Source organism: Pseudomonas sp. IT-P258 (genome assembly GCF_949767825.1).
In the GTDB taxonomy this organism is placed as follows: Bacteria; Pseudomonadota; Gammaproteobacteria; order Pseudomonadales; family Pseudomonadaceae; genus Aquipseudomonas; species Aquipseudomonas monachiensis.
The window spans coordinates 399,920-416,461 of the sequence record NZ_CATKPU010000032.1 but is presented as its reverse complement, the minus strand read 5'-3'; the positions used below and the strand labels follow the sequence as shown (position 1 = coordinate 416,461).

16 protein-coding genes and 1 tRNA gene are annotated in these 16,542 nt (G+C 59.3%); 8 read left to right on the top strand and 9 right to left on the bottom strand.

The window, feature by feature from the left end:
• Positions 1 to 137: 137 nt before the first annotated feature.
• From ACM6G4_RS14465 to ACM6G4_RS14430, 8 genes are all read right to left on the bottom strand, one after another.
• The gene (locus ACM6G4_RS14465; protein WP_414913949.1) at positions 138 to 3,044 is read right to left on the bottom strand and encodes a DUF927 domain-containing protein; all 2,907 of its coding nucleotides are present in this window, start codon (positions 3,042 to 3,044) and stop codon (positions 138 to 140) included.
• Positions 3,041 to 3,313 (bottom strand): DUF3077 domain-containing protein, encoded by a 273-nt coding sequence (locus ACM6G4_RS14460; RefSeq protein ID WP_414913948.1) that lies wholly within the window; start codon positions 3,311 to 3,313, stop codon positions 3,041 to 3,043. The genes ACM6G4_RS14465 and ACM6G4_RS14460 overlap by 4 nt, the downstream gene beginning before the upstream one ends.
• Entirely contained in the window at positions 3,310 to 3,594 is a 285-nt protein-coding gene (locus ACM6G4_RS14455; RefSeq protein WP_414913947.1) for a hypothetical protein, read from the bottom strand. Before ACM6G4_RS14455 ends, ACM6G4_RS14460 begins: the two co-directional genes overlap by 4 nt.
• Before the next feature lie 534 nt (positions 3,595 to 4,128).
• On the bottom strand, positions 4,129 to 4,434 hold the full coding sequence (locus ACM6G4_RS14450; protein ID WP_414913946.1) for a hypothetical protein: 306 nt from the start codon (positions 4,432 to 4,434) through the stop codon (positions 4,129 to 4,131).
• On the bottom strand, positions 4,431 to 4,712 hold the full coding sequence (locus ACM6G4_RS14445) for a helix-turn-helix transcriptional regulator (protein ID WP_414913945.1): 282 nt from the start codon (positions 4,710 to 4,712) through the stop codon (positions 4,431 to 4,433). Before ACM6G4_RS14445 ends, ACM6G4_RS14450 begins: the two co-directional genes overlap by 4 nt.
• Before the next feature lie 98 nt (positions 4,713 to 4,810).
• Positions 4,811 to 5,650: a hypothetical protein gene (locus ACM6G4_RS14440; RefSeq protein ID WP_414913944.1), complete on the bottom strand. Its 840-nt coding sequence runs from the start codon at positions 5,648 to 5,650 to the stop codon at positions 4,811 to 4,813.
• Positions 5,651 to 5,929: 279 nt separating this feature from the next.
• Positions 5,930 to 7,171, bottom strand: a complete 1,242-nt coding sequence (locus ACM6G4_RS14435) for a tyrosine-type recombinase/integrase (RefSeq protein WP_414913943.1) — start codon at positions 7,169 to 7,171, stop codon at positions 5,930 to 5,932.
• Between the two features lie 164 nt (positions 7,172 to 7,335).
• Positions 7,336 to 7,420 (bottom strand) — tRNA-Leu (locus ACM6G4_RS14430).
• Positions 7,421 to 7,528: 108 nt separating this feature from the next.
• Between ACM6G4_RS14430 and queA the strand changes: the two genes are divergently transcribed.
• From queA to ACM6G4_RS14400, 6 genes are all read left to right on the top strand, one after another.
• Positions 7,529 to 8,593 (top strand): tRNA preQ1(34) S-adenosylmethionine ribosyltransferase-isomerase QueA, encoded by a 1,065-nt coding sequence (queA, locus tag ACM6G4_RS14425; RefSeq protein ID WP_414913942.1) that lies wholly within the window; start codon positions 7,529 to 7,531, stop codon positions 8,591 to 8,593.
• A 14-nt stretch (positions 8,594 to 8,607) separates the two neighbouring features.
• Positions 8,608 to 9,723: a tRNA guanosine(34) transglycosylase Tgt gene (tgt, locus tag ACM6G4_RS14420; protein ID WP_162130301.1), complete on the top strand. Its 1,116-nt coding sequence runs from the start codon at positions 8,608 to 8,610 to the stop codon at positions 9,721 to 9,723.
• A gap of 43 nt (positions 9,724 to 9,766) precedes the next feature.
• Complete coding sequence (gene yajC, locus ACM6G4_RS14415) at positions 9,767 to 10,105, top strand: preprotein translocase subunit YajC (protein WP_007916913.1); 339 nt, start codon at positions 9,767 to 9,769, stop codon at positions 10,103 to 10,105.
• A gap of 64 nt (positions 10,106 to 10,169) precedes the next feature.
• The gene (secD, locus tag ACM6G4_RS14410) at positions 10,170 to 12,038 is read left to right on the top strand and encodes a protein translocase subunit SecD (RefSeq protein ID WP_056721279.1); all 1,869 of its coding nucleotides are present in this window, start codon (positions 10,170 to 10,172) and stop codon (positions 12,036 to 12,038) included.
• Positions 12,039 to 12,047: 9 nt separating this feature from the next.
• Entirely contained in the window at positions 12,048 to 12,962 is a 915-nt protein-coding gene (gene secF / locus ACM6G4_RS14405; protein ID WP_056721278.1) for a protein translocase subunit SecF, read from the top strand.
• A gap of 121 nt (positions 12,963 to 13,083) precedes the next feature.
• Positions 13,084 to 13,635 (top strand): glycine zipper 2TM domain-containing protein, encoded by a 552-nt coding sequence (locus ACM6G4_RS14400; RefSeq protein ID WP_414913941.1) that lies wholly within the window; start codon positions 13,084 to 13,086, stop codon positions 13,633 to 13,635.
• A gap of 223 nt (positions 13,636 to 13,858) precedes the next feature.
• On the opposite strand, the gene suhB is transcribed toward ACM6G4_RS14400, so the two are convergent.
• The gene (gene suhB / locus ACM6G4_RS14395) at positions 13,859 to 14,677 is read right to left on the bottom strand and encodes an inositol-phosphate phosphatase (protein WP_008057724.1); all 819 of its coding nucleotides are present in this window, start codon (positions 14,675 to 14,677) and stop codon (positions 13,859 to 13,861) included.
• 146 nt (positions 14,678 to 14,823) lie between these two features.
• Here suhB and trmJ point away from each other — a divergent pair, with 146 nt between their 5' ends.
• Together trmJ and cysE are read left to right on the top strand one after the other, a co-directional pair.
• Entirely contained in the window at positions 14,824 to 15,594 is a 771-nt protein-coding gene (gene trmJ, locus ACM6G4_RS14390) for a tRNA (cytosine(32)/uridine(32)-2'-O)-methyltransferase TrmJ (RefSeq protein WP_414913940.1), read from the top strand.
• Positions 15,595 to 15,596: 2 nt separating this feature from the next.
• Positions 15,597 to 16,370: a serine O-acetyltransferase gene (cysE, locus tag ACM6G4_RS14385; RefSeq protein ID WP_056721270.1), complete on the top strand. Its 774-nt coding sequence runs from the start codon at positions 15,597 to 15,599 to the stop codon at positions 16,368 to 16,370.
• The last annotated feature ends 172 nt before the right edge of the window (positions 16,371 to 16,542 follow it).

Sequence of the window (16,542 nt, the reverse complement as noted above, 5' to 3'; positions counted from 1 at the left end):
GGTCAGCGGATCGCAATGCTCTGTCGGCTCTTGAAATTCGTTCATCTGTACTTTTCCTGTGCAATTTGATGTTGGGTTGGTTGAGCGGCTGGCGAGACCGGGAATGAGTCGGCGCTACCTCGATCAGGAGGGATGCCTCAGGCAGCCCGAGCCTCGCGCTCATCCGTTCCCGGTATCGTCTTAACGATGTAGCAGCGTTGCGGGCCGAGGCCGGGCAACCGGACCAGACTCGACGCCTTGCCGTCGCTCCCTGGCTCCAGCACACCGAGTTGCAGCAGTTCCCTGTTCACAGCGCTGATGTTCATGCCCCGGAAGATCTCGGAGCGCCACATCTCAGGTAGCACGTAGTAAGTGTTGGTGGTGTGCATGGTGTCGCCCATCCCGTGCTCCAGCGCCTTGCGAAAGCCAAGCCGGTCGATGGTGCGCGGACCGTGTTCGTCGATTTTTGCTGCCGCTGATTCCCAGCGGGTAAAGCGGCTTTCGCCGAAGCGCTCGATGATCTGGCGCAGCCGCGTCAAGATCGCGTCGCCCTCGAAATTCCTGGCACCTCCACGTTCGTTTAGCCAGGCGTTGAGGCACACGCGCGCGGCGGTGGTGGCGGTTCCGTCCGGCCAGCCGGTGATGCCCATCGCGGTGGCCAGCTCGCCCGCTGCTGCCGCAAGGCCGAAGCGCGCAGCTGCACGGTGCGCCTGTCCACTGGCTGATGCCGGGAGCGATTTGGCGATAAAGCCTTCCAGCGTGCGGCGCAGGATGGCCGACCAGCCGTGACGCTTGCCGGGTTCGCACAGCGCCGTCAGGAAGGCAGTGAGCGGTGTGCCGTAGTAATTCGCTACGCGTGCCTTAAGCGCATCAGACAACGCCGCCGCATCCTCGAAACCGTTGAGCGCGTCGAACATGCCGAGGCCTTTGCTGGCATCGGCCGGGACGGCGAGCATGCGCACTTCCATACCCGCTTTCAGCTCCTTGTTAGCTTCGGCCATGTGCTGCGCCAACGTCTTCTCGCCGGTGGAGAGAAACAGCAAGCGCCACTCCTGAACCTGTCGGCCTGCTTGGCCTCGGTCATTTGCGCGAGCCTTGCCGGTGCCGTTGCCGAGCATGTACACCGTCTCGCCGATGATGCGCGGATCGCACATGCCAATTTCGTCCAGTACCAGGAGGCCGTCGGAATGAGCGGCGGCGATGGATTCCAGCGCGTTGTCGGTGGAACGCCATGAACGCACCAAGCGTGGGCCGCCGTAGATCGAAGCGGCAACCTGCAGGTGAGTGGTCTTGCCGCCTGAGCTGTCGCCGTACAGGTGGAAGCCGCCCGACTCATGGCCAAGCATGTGCAGCAGCGGACCCGCGAACGCCACGCCGACGACAAACGCCAAGCGATGGTTGCCGATGCACAACGCGCCGATCTGCTGTTGCCACTGCTCGAGGGTGCCCGCTTCGCTGATGGGTGGAAGCTGCGCACCGGCCTCATAGAAGTGCAGGTGTTCGACGTGCGCACCGACCTGCTGCTTGGGCAGCAGAAAGGCGCTGTCGTGCCACCCCAAGCGGGTGACCAGTCGTGCCCGTTGCGCACTGTCGAAGCCGCCAAGGTAACTCTGCAGGTCGTTGCGTGCGTTGCGCCCCGAACGGCTTCCGGCTAGGCGCAGGCCCATGTCCACCAATGGGCCGAGAACGTCCTTGCCGAAGTCGCCGGTCATGGTGCGCGCCGGGATGTTCCAGCGCTTCTTGGTGCCGTCTGGATCGTCGAACTCGACCAACAAGCCCCAGTTGTGACCCTTCTCGTCACGGGTACGAGCAAGGATCGCTAGAGGCGAGCACACCGGGCGTGCCTCGCCGTCGTCGCCAGCATAGAACACGCCCTCGGGCGTCAGGCGAAAGCCACCGGGCATCAGGTCATTTTTCGATTTTAAGGGTCGCTTGGCCGCCGGTTTCGTCTTCGATTCTGGCTTGGTTTCAGCCTGCTCCGTTGTCGGCTTTTCCACAGCTAAACCAAACAGTTCACCGCTGTTTTCCAGTTCGGCGAAATGGGCCGCTGTCCAGCCTTTGGCGAGTGCGTCGGCCGCGTCGTCGCCATCGTCCCATTGACCACCTTTGGTGAAGGCGGCGCGTTCGTTCTCCAGCGTGGGTTTGCGTTTGAACACGTCCAGCGCGATGACCCGGACCGAGGCAGCGCCGATTTCGCGCAGCTTGTCGGCGACCGCCTCCATGCAAGCTTTGCCGCTGACGTCGTTGTCTGGCCACAGCAGTACGTCGCGACCTTTGAGCGCTGTCAGATCGGCTTTGTGCCATGAGTTGGAACCGTTCGGCCAGCAGGTGGCTACGTACTCGGGCAGTAGTTCGGCGGTGGCATCTGCAGCTTTCTCGCCTTCGCACAAGGCAACCGGTGCGGCAGTGTGCTGGGTCAGTTCATCAAGGCGCAGCAATGGGCGCGGATCCGGCAGACCTTGCCAGCGCCATTGTGTAGTTTGGCCGTCGGCGCGCTGACACCACGTCAATGGAGCAAAGACTTTCTTTGGTTTGCCATCTTCATCGGGGCCGAGGTCGAAACGATAGAGCGTCATGAGTGGCTGGCCCTGCGCATCACGATAGATCCACACCTTGGACGGCGCGCCGTGTTGCCGGTGTTTGGTCGGGCACTTGTTCATGGCTTCGGCCGGGATCGGCTGAATGGCTATCCACTCGGGTGCTTTCGCTTTGCTAGGGGCTGGCTTCGACTGGGCAGAGCCCGCCGAGACGTTCAGCAGGCTCGCCAGCTTGTTGCAAGCCTCGATGTCGGTGCCGCCGTCCAGATAGCGCACCAGATCGATCAGGTCGCCGCCCTTATCACCAGTGGCGAAGTCGGCCCAGGTGCCCTTGCTCAAATTGACCTTAAGCGAGCCTGCGTGCTTATCGCTGCGGGTAGGATTCGGGGCTGTGTATTCCTTGCCACCGTCCACGCGCTTGCCGTTGGGCAGCCAATGCGACAGGGCGCGATCAATGTCTTTCAGTGAGGCGGCCTTTACGTCGGCAAAGCTCGGACGTTTTACGTCGCTATTTGGGCGTTGGCTCATGTATCAGCCCTCTGCAGAAACAGCGCGTCGTTGATGTCATCGATCAGTGCTTTGGCCATCTCGCCCAGGTACAGAGCAGGCCAGCTGAAACGGTCACCCTGATCGCTCATGGCGGCGTCGAAAGTGAGCTGGTTGGCGTGATGCTGCAGCAGCGACACCATCTCCAGCGCATCCTCGACGGGGATACCGGCATTGACCCGAAACAGCTTCAGATCGGTAGCGTTGACGCGGGAAAAGGTGGCATGGCCAAGGGTGGTGGACATGGTCATAGCGCACCGCCTTTCTGCACCGCAGGAGTCGAGGTGGTGTCGCCGTGCAAGGCGAGCGTCTTGATCAGACCGAGAGTGCCGCGTACGTCCCAAAGGACGGCGGCAATGACGTGGTTAGCGAGGCGCGAGGATTCGCTTTCGAAGTGATCCTCAAGCAGCGTCAGCACCGAGTCGGCGCGTTCAATGGCGCAAGTGATGGCGTCGATGGGCACACCGGCTTCGGCGGTTTTGCTGACGCACAGCAGGTCTTCGGGCAGGGCACAACTCAGGGGGCTGTTCATCGGGCACCGCCTGCGGTTTCGAGTGCGCGGGCTTTGGCCATGTGAGCGTTGTAGCGGGTGAGGCGTGTAGCGAGGCTGGAGTTTGCGTGTAAAGCGGCGAGAGCCATTGCACGGTGTGCAGCGGCGCGAATTTTGGACGGATTGAGGGCGTGTTGCATTTGTGAAGGCTCCTTGTACTGAGGAACCGCCACCGTCTGCCGCCAAGCAGATTAGGGTGACGGATTGCGCAGGATTGGCGGACCGGCGTACAAGGAGACCGGCGCACCCGAGGGTGCTCCTACGCAACCCGCCATAACACGGGAATGCGGGCACAAAAAAAGCGCCTGCAATCGTAATGGGGGCGCTGTTGCGCCTTGTACTGTTTGGGCCGCCAAGCCCAATCGCTGAATTTGCAGCGACGGTCAGAGAGTAACGTCCGTTTTTCGAAAGTGCAACTGCGCTGATGGCTTGCGAATTTTTCAGGTGCGGCATAGATTGTTCGTGCATGTAGATTTACCTCAACGCCTCCGGATCGCCCCCGGAGGCGTTTTCGTTTCAGGCATGGGCTTCCCAGCGCAGGGAGAGCAGGGGTAGAAAACCGCCGTTGAGCATGGAGCGGGCGTCTTCGTAGGCGTGCATTTGCTGGCCTTCGTCGACAATCACGACTCCCGTCTTTTCGCAGTGGAGGGAGAGAGCGCACCAGGTACCGTCGACCCAACTCAGTACGCTGACCAAGCGGCCCTGTTTGTCCTGCTGGCAACGGTAGTGCTCAAGGCGTTGCATGAGGCGGGGCGAAAAGCCGATCCGTCGTAGTACAGAGAAGGGATGCATCAGCGCTTTATTGGCGCTCTTGCAGTTCATGCGGCCACCTGATCACGCGCCTCAATGCGGCTGCGTGCCCATGCCTGCACTTCAGACAAAACCCAAGCGACAGGGGCACCGCGAGCGTTGCTGTTGCTCAATTTGACGGGCTGGGGAAAATCGCAGTCGGTGCGCTGCATCAGCTTGTAGATGGTTGAGCGCTTCATGCCCACGATACCCTCAACTTCGGGCATGCGGATCAACGTCGAAGATGCATCGAAGATTGGGCTTGGTGTAGCGGCGTTAAGGCGGGGAAGTTCGGTGATATAGGCTTTCATAGGTCTTGCTCTCGACAGGTTAGGACTGAGAGCAATGATCTAGAGGTAGGTCGGCGGTGAGCAGTTCACTTCCAATTGAAATCCAATTGAAATTTCGGTTACAGCACGAAGTTGCGTTTGAGAATGGCCTCCACACTTTTGCGAGTCAGCGCCTTTTCGGTTTCAAGGGTGATCCACTCGGGACGTTCTTTGGGTGGCTTAGCGACCTCCCGTTTTAGCCAGGCATGCACCGCCGTTGCGACGTTCCTCTCAGGCATTCTGTTCGCCAAATAGTGGCGCCCCTGATGAACGATTGCAGTGTCGCGGCCACTGATGTCCTTGTTGCGCTCCATGCCGCTGATGATGCCCCCCTTGCTTCGGATGGCGTTCTTGATCGCCCTGTCAGCGATAGGCCTCAACTCGTCAATGATCAAGCAGGGCAGTGAAGTGATGGGTTCCAGATACAGGACATACAGATCGAGTGCCTGGATGCGTTCGTTGGGATCGACCTGCATTTCTACAAACTGACAATAGAGACCCCACGGCCAGTCGGTCGGAGGTTCAGAAGTATGGGACCAAGCCTTTTGATCGGTTTCCCGTATCCAGTCGTATAAAGCCCCTAGCGCTTTTACAGCACAGGCCATGATGTAAGCCGCATGTGCCTCGCGCTCCGAAGCTGAGTAACAGTTGCTGTACTGGCGAACCCAGTGTGCGAGACGCGCTTTTGTATCTGTGGAGGCGTACTGAAAAATGGTCTCTTCATGCATCGCCGTCTTGATGCACATACTGCTCAGATGGCTATCGAGGTCGCCGGTCTGGATGCGCAGACAACACTGGTCAATCAAGAAGCACGCGTCAGCGAGCTGTTCACGACAGAGCTCGTATAGCGGTTGTGCCGAGAGATGCTTGATCAGGCCAACGGTTAGTGCTGAATGCAAGATGGGTTGGTGATCAGTCATCGCCAATGGCGCTCAACGTGTAACGCTCGATCCCACGCCCTGAGTTTTGCAAGCGAAACCAGCGAGATTTGCGCAGTAGCACGGGGCGTCGAATGCCGGCCCGCAGCAGCCAAGGGCTGAGTCTGGCGTTACACGTTTGGGCGGCGTTACATGGCGTGTACAGAAAGTCCCGCAAGCGTGTAACAGCTACGACAGCCAATAAACTCGGGTATTTGGCGAAGGTCGTTACACGAGTAACACGCGTAACATGGATTTTTGAGGGGGGCTGGATGGGCTCACTCATACCGCTTTTCCAAACTGTCCCTTGATAACCTTTCCGCTTGCAATCGCATCGAGGTGATCCGCGTACCACTGCATCATCTTCACTCGGTGCTCAAGATATTGGGCCTTGTTGTAAACCCCAGATATTCCCTCTTCTTTATGAGCAAGTTGCGCTTCGACATGCTCTTTCGGCCAACCATGTTCTCTGAGAAGGGTGCTAGCGGTATGGCGGGTGCCATGGCCGACCAAGCGCCCCTTGTAACCAACCGTCGCAAAGACTTTGTTGATGGTGTTTTCACTAATAGTCGGGTTCTTGGCACCGACTCCTGGGAACAGCCATCGACTGCGCCCGGTGAGGCAGTGGAGTTCTTGGAGCGCGGATATCGCCTGCTTAGGAAGGGGGCACACGAAATCCCTGCGCATCTTCATCTTCGCGGCAGGTGTCGTCCAGGTCGCTTTATCAAGGTCGAACTCTTTCCATTCAGCTAAGCGAACCATGCCCGGTCTCGATGCCGTCCATATGCAGAGCCATGCTGCAGTTCGGGCGGTCAGTCGGCTGGGGGTGTTTTTCAGCGCGGTCAGAAAGTCGCCAAGCTCCGGTTCCAACAAATGAGGATGCTGTTGAGTTTTTGGTGCTTGGGCGGCGATATCGCGAAGACGGCTTCCCGGGTCGTTTTCGGTCAAACCTAATCCAATGGCTCGACCGAAGATCTGATTGATCCAGGTGCGACACTTTTCCGCTACGTTGTGAGCGTCTCTCGCTTCTATGGAGGCTTGGAGGTCTGCGCAATCTGTGCGGGTAATTTCGTCGAGAGGTTTGTCCCCCAGCGCTGGGAGGATGTCCTTGTCGAGGTACGTCCGGATCTTACTGAGGGTAGAAGGGGCAAGACCCTTTTCTTCTTTCGCCTTTAACCAAGCGTCGGCAGCGGCTCGGAATGTTCGAGTTTTAGCCGCATCGATTGCAGCTTTCGCGGATCGCTTTTGCTCGAGAGGGTCGGCACCACTACTGACCACTTTGCGCAGTTCGATAGCTTTGTCTCGTGCCAACGCACCACTAACTTCCGGGTAACCCCCGAGCCCCATCCAAGCCCAATTACCCGCGGGACGTTTGTAGCGGAGCTGCCAGGATTTACCACCATCAGGTTTGACCCTGAAGTAGAGGCCGTTTCCGTCCAGCTCCCGGTATTCCTTTGCTTCCGGCTCCAATCCCGCAAGTGTCGTGTCAGCGAGAGGGCGGCGCTTGATGTCTGCGCGCTTCATCCTTGTATCCCAAAGTTCGGTATTTTTCTCAGGATACAAGCAGGGATACAGGGATACAACGGATAAGGGGAGACAGGGGTAGATAGATAGGCACAAAAAAACCGGCCAAGTGGCCGGTTTCTTTGGGTCTGAGAGGCTGGTAGAGACTCTCAGATACTGCTATGTGGTGCCCCGAGGGAGACTCGAACTCCCACTCCTTTCGAAAACGGATTTTGAATCCGCCGCGTCTACCAATTCCGCCATCAGGGCTCAATGGCGGCGAAGTATAGAGATGAGATAACCGCTGGTCAATCAGGTACATGGAGAATTTTTGATATTTCCGCTAGACTTCCCGGCCCTGCTAGACGACACCCCATCATGCGCGTTGCTGACTTTACTTTCGAGCTCCCTGATTCGCTGATCGCCCGCCATCCGCTGGCCGAGCGGCGCAATAGTCGCCTGTTGACCCTGGATGGGGTCAGCGGCGCCCTGGCACACCGTCAATTCACTGATTTGCTGGAGCATTTGCGCCCCGGCGACTTGATGGTGTTCAACAATACCCGGGTGATTCCGGCGCGGCTGTTTGGCCAGAAGGCTTCCGGCGGCAAGCTGGAAATCCTGGTGGAGCGGGTGCTCGACAGTCATCGTGTGCTGGCCCATGTGCGTTCCAGCAAGTCGCCCAAGCCGGGGTCGAAGATCCTGATCGACGGCGGTGGCGAGGCCGAGATGCTGGCGCGGCACGATGCGTTGTTCGAGCTGGGGTTTGCTGAAGAAGTGTTGCCGCTGCTCGACCGTGTCGGTCACATGCCGCTGCCTCCTTATATAGACCGCCCGGATGAAGGCGCCGACCGCGAGCGTTACCAGACTGTCTACGCCGAGCGTTTGGGGGCGGTGGCGGCGCCGACGGCGGGGCTGCATTTCGATCAGGTGCTGATGGAGGCGATTGCCGCCAAGGGCGTCGAGACGGCGTTCGTGACCCTGCACGTTGGTGCTGGTACGTTCCAGCCGGTGCGCGTGGAGAAGCTCGAGGACCACCACATGCACAGCGAATGGCTGGAAGTCGGCCAGGACGTGGTCGATGCCGTTGCCGCCTGCCGCGCTCGCGGTGGTCGTGTGGTGGCGGTGGGGACCACCAGTGTGCGTTCCCTGGAGAGCGCCGCCCGCGATGGCGTGCTCAAGTCGTTCAGCGGCGATACAGACATTTTCATTTACCCTGGCCGGCCGTTTCATGTGGTCGATGCCCTGGTCACCAATTTCCATTTGCCCGAATCCACGTTGTTGATGCTGGTTTCGGCGTTCGCCGGTTATCCCGAAACCATGGCCGCCTACAAGGCCGCCGTGGACAACGGTTACCGCTTTTTCAGCTACGGTGATGCGATGTTCATCACGCGTAATCCTGCGCCGACTGCCCCTAAAGAATCGGGCCCAGAGGAAACAGTATGAGTCGCACCTGTCGTATGTCTTTCGAGCTGCTGGCCACTGATGGCAAGGCTCGTCGCGGTCGTTTGACCTTCCCGCGCGGTACCGTCGAGACCCCGGCCTTCATGCCGGTGGGCACCTACGGCACGGTCAAGGGCATGCTGCCACGGGATATCGAGGCGACTGGCGCTGAAATCATTCTGGGCAACACCTTCCACCTGTGGCTGCGCCCGGGCACGGAAGTGATCAAGAAGCACGGCGACCTGCACGATTTCATGCAGTGGAAAGGCCCGATCCTGACTGACTCCGGCGGTTTCCAGGTGTTCAGCCTGGGCGCCATGCGCAAGATCAAGGAAGAGGGCGTGACCTTCGCTTCCCCGGTCGACGGCGCCAAGGTGTTCATGGGCCCGGAAGAGTCGATGCAGGTCCAGCGTGACCTGGGCTCGGACATCGTGATGATTTTCGACGAGTGCACGCCGTACCCGGCTGATGAAGACGTCGCCCGTATCTCCATGGAATTGTCCCTGCGTTGGGCCAAGCGTTCCAAAGAAGCCCATGGCGACAACACGGCGGCGCTGTTCGGTATCGTGCAGGGTGGTATGCACCAGGACTTGCGCATGCGCTCCCTGGAGGGTCTCGACAAGATCGGCTTTGACGGCCTGGCCATCGGCGGCCTGTCGGTGGGCGAGCCCAAGCACGAGATGATCAAGGTGCTGGATTACCTGCCGGGCATGATGCCGGCTGACAAACCTCGTTACCTTATGGGCGTTGGCAAACCGGAAGACTTGGTTGAGGGTGTGCGCCGCGGTGTGGACATGTTCGATTGCGTGATGCCAACCCGTAATGCCCGCAATGGGCATCTGTTCATTGATACCGGTGTGCTGAAGATCCGTAACGCGTTCCATCGCCATGATGATTCGCCGCTCGATCCGACCTGCGATTGCTATACCTGCCAGAACTTCTCCCGCGCTTATCTGCATCACCTGGACAAGTGCGGCGAAATGCTGGGAAGCATGCTCAATACCATCCATAACTTGCGTCATTATCAAGTGCTTATGGCTGGTTTGCGCGAGGCTATTCAACAGGGTACATTGGCCGCCTTTGTCGATGCCTTCTACGCCAAACGCGGGTTACCTGTTCCGCCTTTGGACTGAGTTTTCTGACCCCAAGATTCAACATTTGCAACTGGAGTGCTAAATGAGCTTTTTTATCTCTAATGCCATGGCTGACGCCGCTGCACCTGCTGCTGCCGGCCCAATGGGCGGCGGTTTCGAGTGGATTTTCCTGGTCGGTTTCCTGGTCATCTTCTACCTGATGATCTGGCGTCCACAGGCCAAGCGCGCCAAAGAGCAGAAGAATCTGCTGAGCAGCCTGCAGAAAGGCGACGAAGTTGTGACCACCGGCGGCATCGCCGGCAAGATCACTAAAGTTGCAGACGATTTCGTTGTTCTGGAAGTTTCCGACACCGTCGAAATGAAATTCCAGAAAGGCGCCATCGCTGCCACGCTGCCAAAAGGCACGCTCAAAGCGATCTAAGTTTCAACTTCATATTCAATCGACGGGGCGCGCAAGGCGCCCCGCGTCATAAACGGGCGGCGTGATGCTGAACAAATATCCTCTGTGGAAATACATTCTGATCCTGGCGGTGCTGGCGGTCGGTCTGATTTATTCCGCTCCCAATCTTTATCCTGATGACCCGGCCATTCAGGTCAGCGGTGCAAGCACTGCACTGCAAGTCAATCAGGCTGATCTGGATCGTGTGAGCGCTGCGCTCAAGGAATCCGGGATCAACGTCAAGGCTGCCACCCTGGCTGCCAACGGCAAGGGCGGCCTGATTCGCCTGACCAAGGCTGAAGACCAACTGCCGGCCAAGGACGTTGTCCGCAAGGCGTTGGGTGATGACTACGTCGTTGCATTGAACCTGGCACAAACCACACCGCAATGGCTGCGCAGCCTCGCCGCGCACCCGATGAAGCTGGGTCTGGACTTGTCCGGTGGTGTGCACTTCCTGCTGGAAGTGGACATGGACAAAGCCCTCGACGCACGCCTGAAAGTCTACGAAGGCGACGTCAAGAGCCTGCTGCGCAAAGAAAAACTGCGTTATCGCAGCCTGCCGCAACTCGATGGTGCCATTCAGCTGGGCTTCTCTGATGAAGCGACCCGCGAACAGGCCCGTTCGATCATTCGCAAGAACTTCAACGATTTCGACATTGTTCCGGCCGACCTCAATGGCCAACCGGTGCTGCGTCTGGCGATGACCCCGGCCAAGCTGGCGGAAATCCGCGAATACTCCATCAAGCAGAACTTGACCACGGTACGTAACCGCGTCAACGAGCTGGGTGTTGCCGAGCCGATCGTCCAGCGTCAGGGCGCCAACCGCATCGTGGTTGAGCTGCCAGGCGTGCAGGACACCGCCGAAGCCAAGCGTATCCTCGGCAAGACGGCCAACCTCGAGTTCCGCCTGGCCGCTGAGCCTGGCGCTTCGAAAGCCACTTCCGAATCCTTCGAGTTCCGCGAGGGCAACCGTCCTCCTGCGCTGATCGAGCGTGGCCTGATCATCACCGGTGACCAGGTCACCGACGCCAAGGCTGGCTTCGGCGAGCACGGCACCCCGGAAGTGAACATTCGTCTGGACGGTCACGGCGGCGAGCTGATGAGCCGTGCGACCCGTTCGAACGTCGGTCGCAGCATGGCGGTGATCTTCATCGAGCAGCGTCCGGTTACCACCTACACCAAGCAGATGGTCAACGGCGTCGAGAAAGACGTGGCGGTCCAGAGCTTCAAGGAAGAGAAGAAGATCATCAGCCTGGCGACCATCCAGTCGCCGCTGGGTGCTCAGTTCCGCATCACTGGCCTGAACGGCCAGGGCGAGTCGTCCGAACTGGCGCTGCTGCTGCGTGCCGGTGGTCTGGCCGCACCGATGTACTTCGCTGAAGAACGCACCATCGGCCCGAGCCTGGGTGCCGACAACATCACCAAGGGTATCGATGCATCGCTGTGGGGCATGCTGTTCGTCTCGCTGTTCATCATGGCCATCTACCGCTTCTTCGGCCTCATCGCCACCGTCGCACTGGCGGTGAACATGGTGATGCTGCTGGCCCTGATGTCGCTGCTGGGTGCAACGCTGACCCTGCCGGGTATCGCCGGTATCGTGTTGACCATGGGTATGGCGGTCGACGCCAACGTGCTGATCTTCTCGCGGATCCGTGAAGAGATCGCCGCCGGCATGACCGTGCAGCGCGCAATCAACGAAGGCTTCGGCCGGGCATTCACCGCGATTCTCGACGCCAACCTGACAACACTGTTGGTCGGCGGCATCCTCTTTGCCATGGGCACAGGTCCCGTCAAGGGCTTCGCAGTGACCATGTCCCTCGGGATCTTTACCTCGATGTTCACGGCCATCATGGTGACCCGCGCGATGGTCAACCTGATCTTCGGCGGTCGTGACTTCAAGAAGTTGTGGATTTAAGGGGCTGCCATGTTACGTACAATCAACTTCATGGGCGTTCGCAACTTTGCGTTCGGCGTCACATTGTTCCTTACCGCACTGGCGTTGTTCAGTGTTGCCACCAAGGGCATGAACTGGGGCCTGGACTTCACCGGCGGTACGCTCATCGAGCTGACCTACGAGCGTCCGGCTGACGTCACCCAGGTGCGTGAGCAGCTGGTGAAATCGGGTTATCACGAAGCCATCGTGCAGAACTTCGGTGCAACCACCGACCTGCTGGTGCGCATGCCTGGCGAAGACCCGCAACTGGGTCACCAGGTAGCCGAGGCCTTGCAGAAGGTCGGTGGCGAGAACCCGGCGACGGTCAAGCGCGTCGAGTTCGTCGGCCCGCAGGTGGGTGAAGAGCTGCGCGACCAGGGCGGCCTCGGCATGCTGATGGCGCTGGGCGGCATCCTGATCTACCTGGCTTTCCGCTTTCAGTGGAAGTTTGCGGTCGGTGCGATCGTTTCCCTGATCCACGACGTGATCGTGACCATCGGTATCCTGTCGTTCTTCCAGATCACCTTCGACCTGACGGTGCTGGCGGCGGTACTGGCGATCATCGGTTACTCGCTCAACGACACCATCGTGGTATTCGACCGGGTTCGCGAGAACTTCCGTGTACTGCGCAAGGCCAGCCTGATCGAGAACATCAACATCTCGACCACGCAAACCCTGCTGCGGACCATGGCGACTTCGATCTCCACCCTGCTGGCGATCGCGGCCCTGCTGTTCTTTGGTGGCGACAACCTGTTCGGCTTCTCCATCGCCCTGTTCATCGGTGTTCTGGCGGGTACTTACTCGTCGATCTACATCGCCAACGTGGTGCTGATCTGGCTGAACCTGAGCACGGAAGACCTGATTCCTCCGGCCAATACCGAGAAGGAAGTCGACGACCGTCCTTGAAGGCAAAGTCTTCAAGCGATGTAGTCCAAAAAAGGCGCGAGTTGAACTCGCGCCTTTTTTTGTGCTCCAAGGCTGGGAGAAGCGCGGACACGTTCCGCATGTGATGGTCCAGGAGGTTCATGTGAACAAGTCGATGCTGGTTGGTGCTGTACTGGGTGCTGTCGGTGTAACTGCCGGGGGTGCTGTGGCCACCTACAGCCTGGTTAAACAAAGCGGTCCTGAGTTTGCTCAGGTTCTAGCCGTTGAACCGGTCAAGACACAAATCAAGACTCCACGTGAAGTGTGCAAGGATGTAGCGGTCACCCGGCAGGCGCCGGTGAAAGATCAACACCAGATCGCCGGTACGGTGGTCGGTGCATTGGCAGGTGGTTTGCTGGGTAACCAGATCGGTGGCGGCAGCGGTAAGAAGATCGCCACGGTCGCGGGTGCTGTCGGTGGTGGTTACGCCGGCAACAAGGTGCAGGAAGGCATGCAAGAGCGTGACACCTACACCACGACCCAGACCCGTTGTAATACGGTGAATGACATCAGCGACAAGGTCGTGGGTTACGACGTGCGCTATTCGCTGGACGGCAAGGAAGGCAAGGTGCGCATGGATCGTGATCCAGGCAACCAGATTCCGGTGGATAAGGAAGGCAAGTTGATCCTGTCTCAGAACGAGCCGGCTCAATAAGTAGCTCAGCGTAAAAAGAAGCACCCTGCGGGGTGCTTTTTTGTGCCCGCAACTTTATCAGCGATGACTGATTTCCCCGTAGGAGCTGCCGAAGGCTGCGATCTTTTGATCTTGATCTTTTTGAAAACAAAATCAAAAGATCGCAGCCTTCGGCAGCTCCTACAGGGGGGATTTCGGGTATAAAAAAAGCACCCCGCAGGGTGCTTTTTCTGTCGCCGGAAGCTTAGCGCTTCAGCGAGGCCGGCAGGTGCGGCTGGATCGCCGTCAGCACTGCCTTGAAGCACTTGGTGTTACCGGCAACGACGTGGCCTTTCTCAAGGAAGTCGTGACCGCCGGTGAAGTCGCTCACCAAACCGCCGGCTTCCTGGATCAGCAGGGCGCCTGCAGCCATGTCCCATTCGGACAGGCCCGATTCCCAGAAGGCGTCGAAACGGCCGGCAGCCACGTAGGCCAGGTCCAGGCTCGCGGAACCGGCGCGGCGGATGCCGGCGGTCTGGCCAACCAGGGCGCGGAACATGCCCAGGTAGTTGTCGAGGTTGTCCATCTGGTCGTCACGGAACGGGAAGCCGGTACCCAGCAAGGCGCCGTCCAGGCTGGTGCGACCGCTGACGCGCAGGCGACGACCGTTCAGTTGGGCGCCGCGACCACGGCTGGCGGTGAATTCTTCCTGGCGAACCGGGTCCAGGACAACAGCGTGTTCCAGGCGACCGCGGTATTTGCAGGCGATGCTGACAGCGAAGTGAGGGATGCCGCGCAGGAAGTTGGTGGTGCCGTCCAGTGGATCGATGATCCACAGGTACTCTTCGCCTTCGATGCCGGAGCCGGCGTGCATGCCGGTCTCTTCACCCAGGATCGAGTGATTCGGGTAGGCCTTGCGCAGGGCGTCGATGATTTTCTGTTCGGCGGCGCGATCCACCTCGGATACGTAATCCTTGGCGTCTTTTTCGTCGACCTTGATGGTATCCAGGCGCTCGATGGAGCGGAAGATCAATTCACTGGCGCTGCGGGCGGCGCGCAGCGCGATATTCAGCATGGGCTGCATGGATGTGTCACCTAAGGTTGTTAAAGAAAGCCGGGCATTCTATCAGAAAGTTTCTACAGGAGAAGGACGACGTTCGCTTTCATGGCTTAACGGTAGCTAGCGCTGTAAGATTCGGCTCCCGATTATTGTGTTCGAGAGCGCCTCCCTTGCTGCAAAACATTCGTGTCGTCCTGGTCAATACCAGCCATCCGGGCAATATCGGCGGGGCTGCGCGTGCCATGAAGAACATGGGGCTGTCGCGGCTGGTGCTGGTCGAGCCTCGTCAGTTCCCGCATCACGAGGCCGATGCCCGTGCCTCCGGTGCCGGGGACATCCTTGAAAACGCGCAAGTCGTCGCCACCTTGGAAGATGCCTTGGTCGGCTGCAACCTGGTGCTCGGCACCAGCGCCCGCGACCGGCGTATTCCCTGGCCGTTGCTCGATCCCCGCGAATGCGGCACGAAAGTGGTCGAGGAGGCCGGGCAGGGCGCCCAAATCGCCCTGGTGTTCGGTCGTGAAGATTCCGGCCTGACCAACGAAGAGCTGCAGCGATGTCATTATCACGTGCACATTCCATCAGACCCTGAGTTCAGTTCGCTGAACCTTGGGGCGGCGGTGCAGGTGTTGGGTTATGAAGTGCGAATGTCCTGGCTGGCGGCCCAGGGTCAGCCGAGCAAGGTCGAGAAGGAAGAAGTGGCTTCGGTCAAAAGCGCGGAGCTGGCGACCATGGACGAACTGGAACGATTCTATGAGCATCTGGAGCAGACCCTGGTGGCCATCGAATTCCTCGATCCGGAAAAGCCACGGCACTTGATGGCGCGCCTGCGCCGGTTGTACGGACGCAGCTCGGTCAGCCGGGCGGAAATGAATATTTTGCGTGGCATCCTCACGGAAACCCAGAAAGCGGCCCGTGGTGAGCTCCTTAAGCGGAAGGATTAATGATGTTCGAGCGTTTGCGTGAAGATATCCAGAGCGTATTCCACCGAGACCCGGCGGCGCGTAACGCTTTTGAAGTCCTGACTTGCTACCCCGGCATGCATGCCATCTGGATTCACCGTTTGTCGGCGATGCTGTGGCGCGCTGACCTGAAATGGCTGGCGCGGCTGGTGTCGAACTTCGGCCGCTGGTTGACCGGGATCGAGATCCATCCGGGTGCCAAGGTCGGTCGTCGCTTCTTCATTGACCATGGGATGGGCATCGTCATCGGTGAAACCGCCGAGATCGGCGATGACGTGACTATTTACCAGGGCGTGACCCTGGGCGGCACCAGCTGGAACAAGGGCAAGCGTCACCCGACCCTGGGTGATGGCGTCGTGGTCGGGGCGGGCGCGAAGGTGCTCGGTCCGTTCACTGTCGGTGCCGGGGCCAAGGTCGGTTCCAATGCGGTCGTGACCAAGGAAGTACCGCCGGGTGCCACTGTAGTGGGGATTCCGGGGCGGATCATCGTCAAGCCCGACGAAGAGCAGGACGCCAAGCGCAAGGCCATGGCCGAGAAAATCGGCTTCGATGCCTACGGCGTGACTGAAGACATGCCCGACCCGGTGGCTCGCGCCATCAACCAGTTGCTCGATCACTTGCAGGCGGTCGATGGGCGTCTGGAGGGGATGTGCGGGGCGTTGAAGGATCTGGGCAGCAATTACTGTGCGAAAGATCTGCCTGAACTGCGCGAAGAAGACTTTGCCTGTGTGAAGGACAAGGGTCAGCAGACTGGCTGATGTCTTTGTGTAGGAGCTGCCGAAGGCTGCGATCTTTTGATCTTAGAGGGCAAGATCAAAAGATCGCAGCCTTCGGCAGCTCCTACGCAGGTCGCATTTAGACAATGGCAGAGCGCCGACCGGTGTGCCATTACGCCACAGACCCTGCTATGATGCGCCCGCTCTTTTGCGG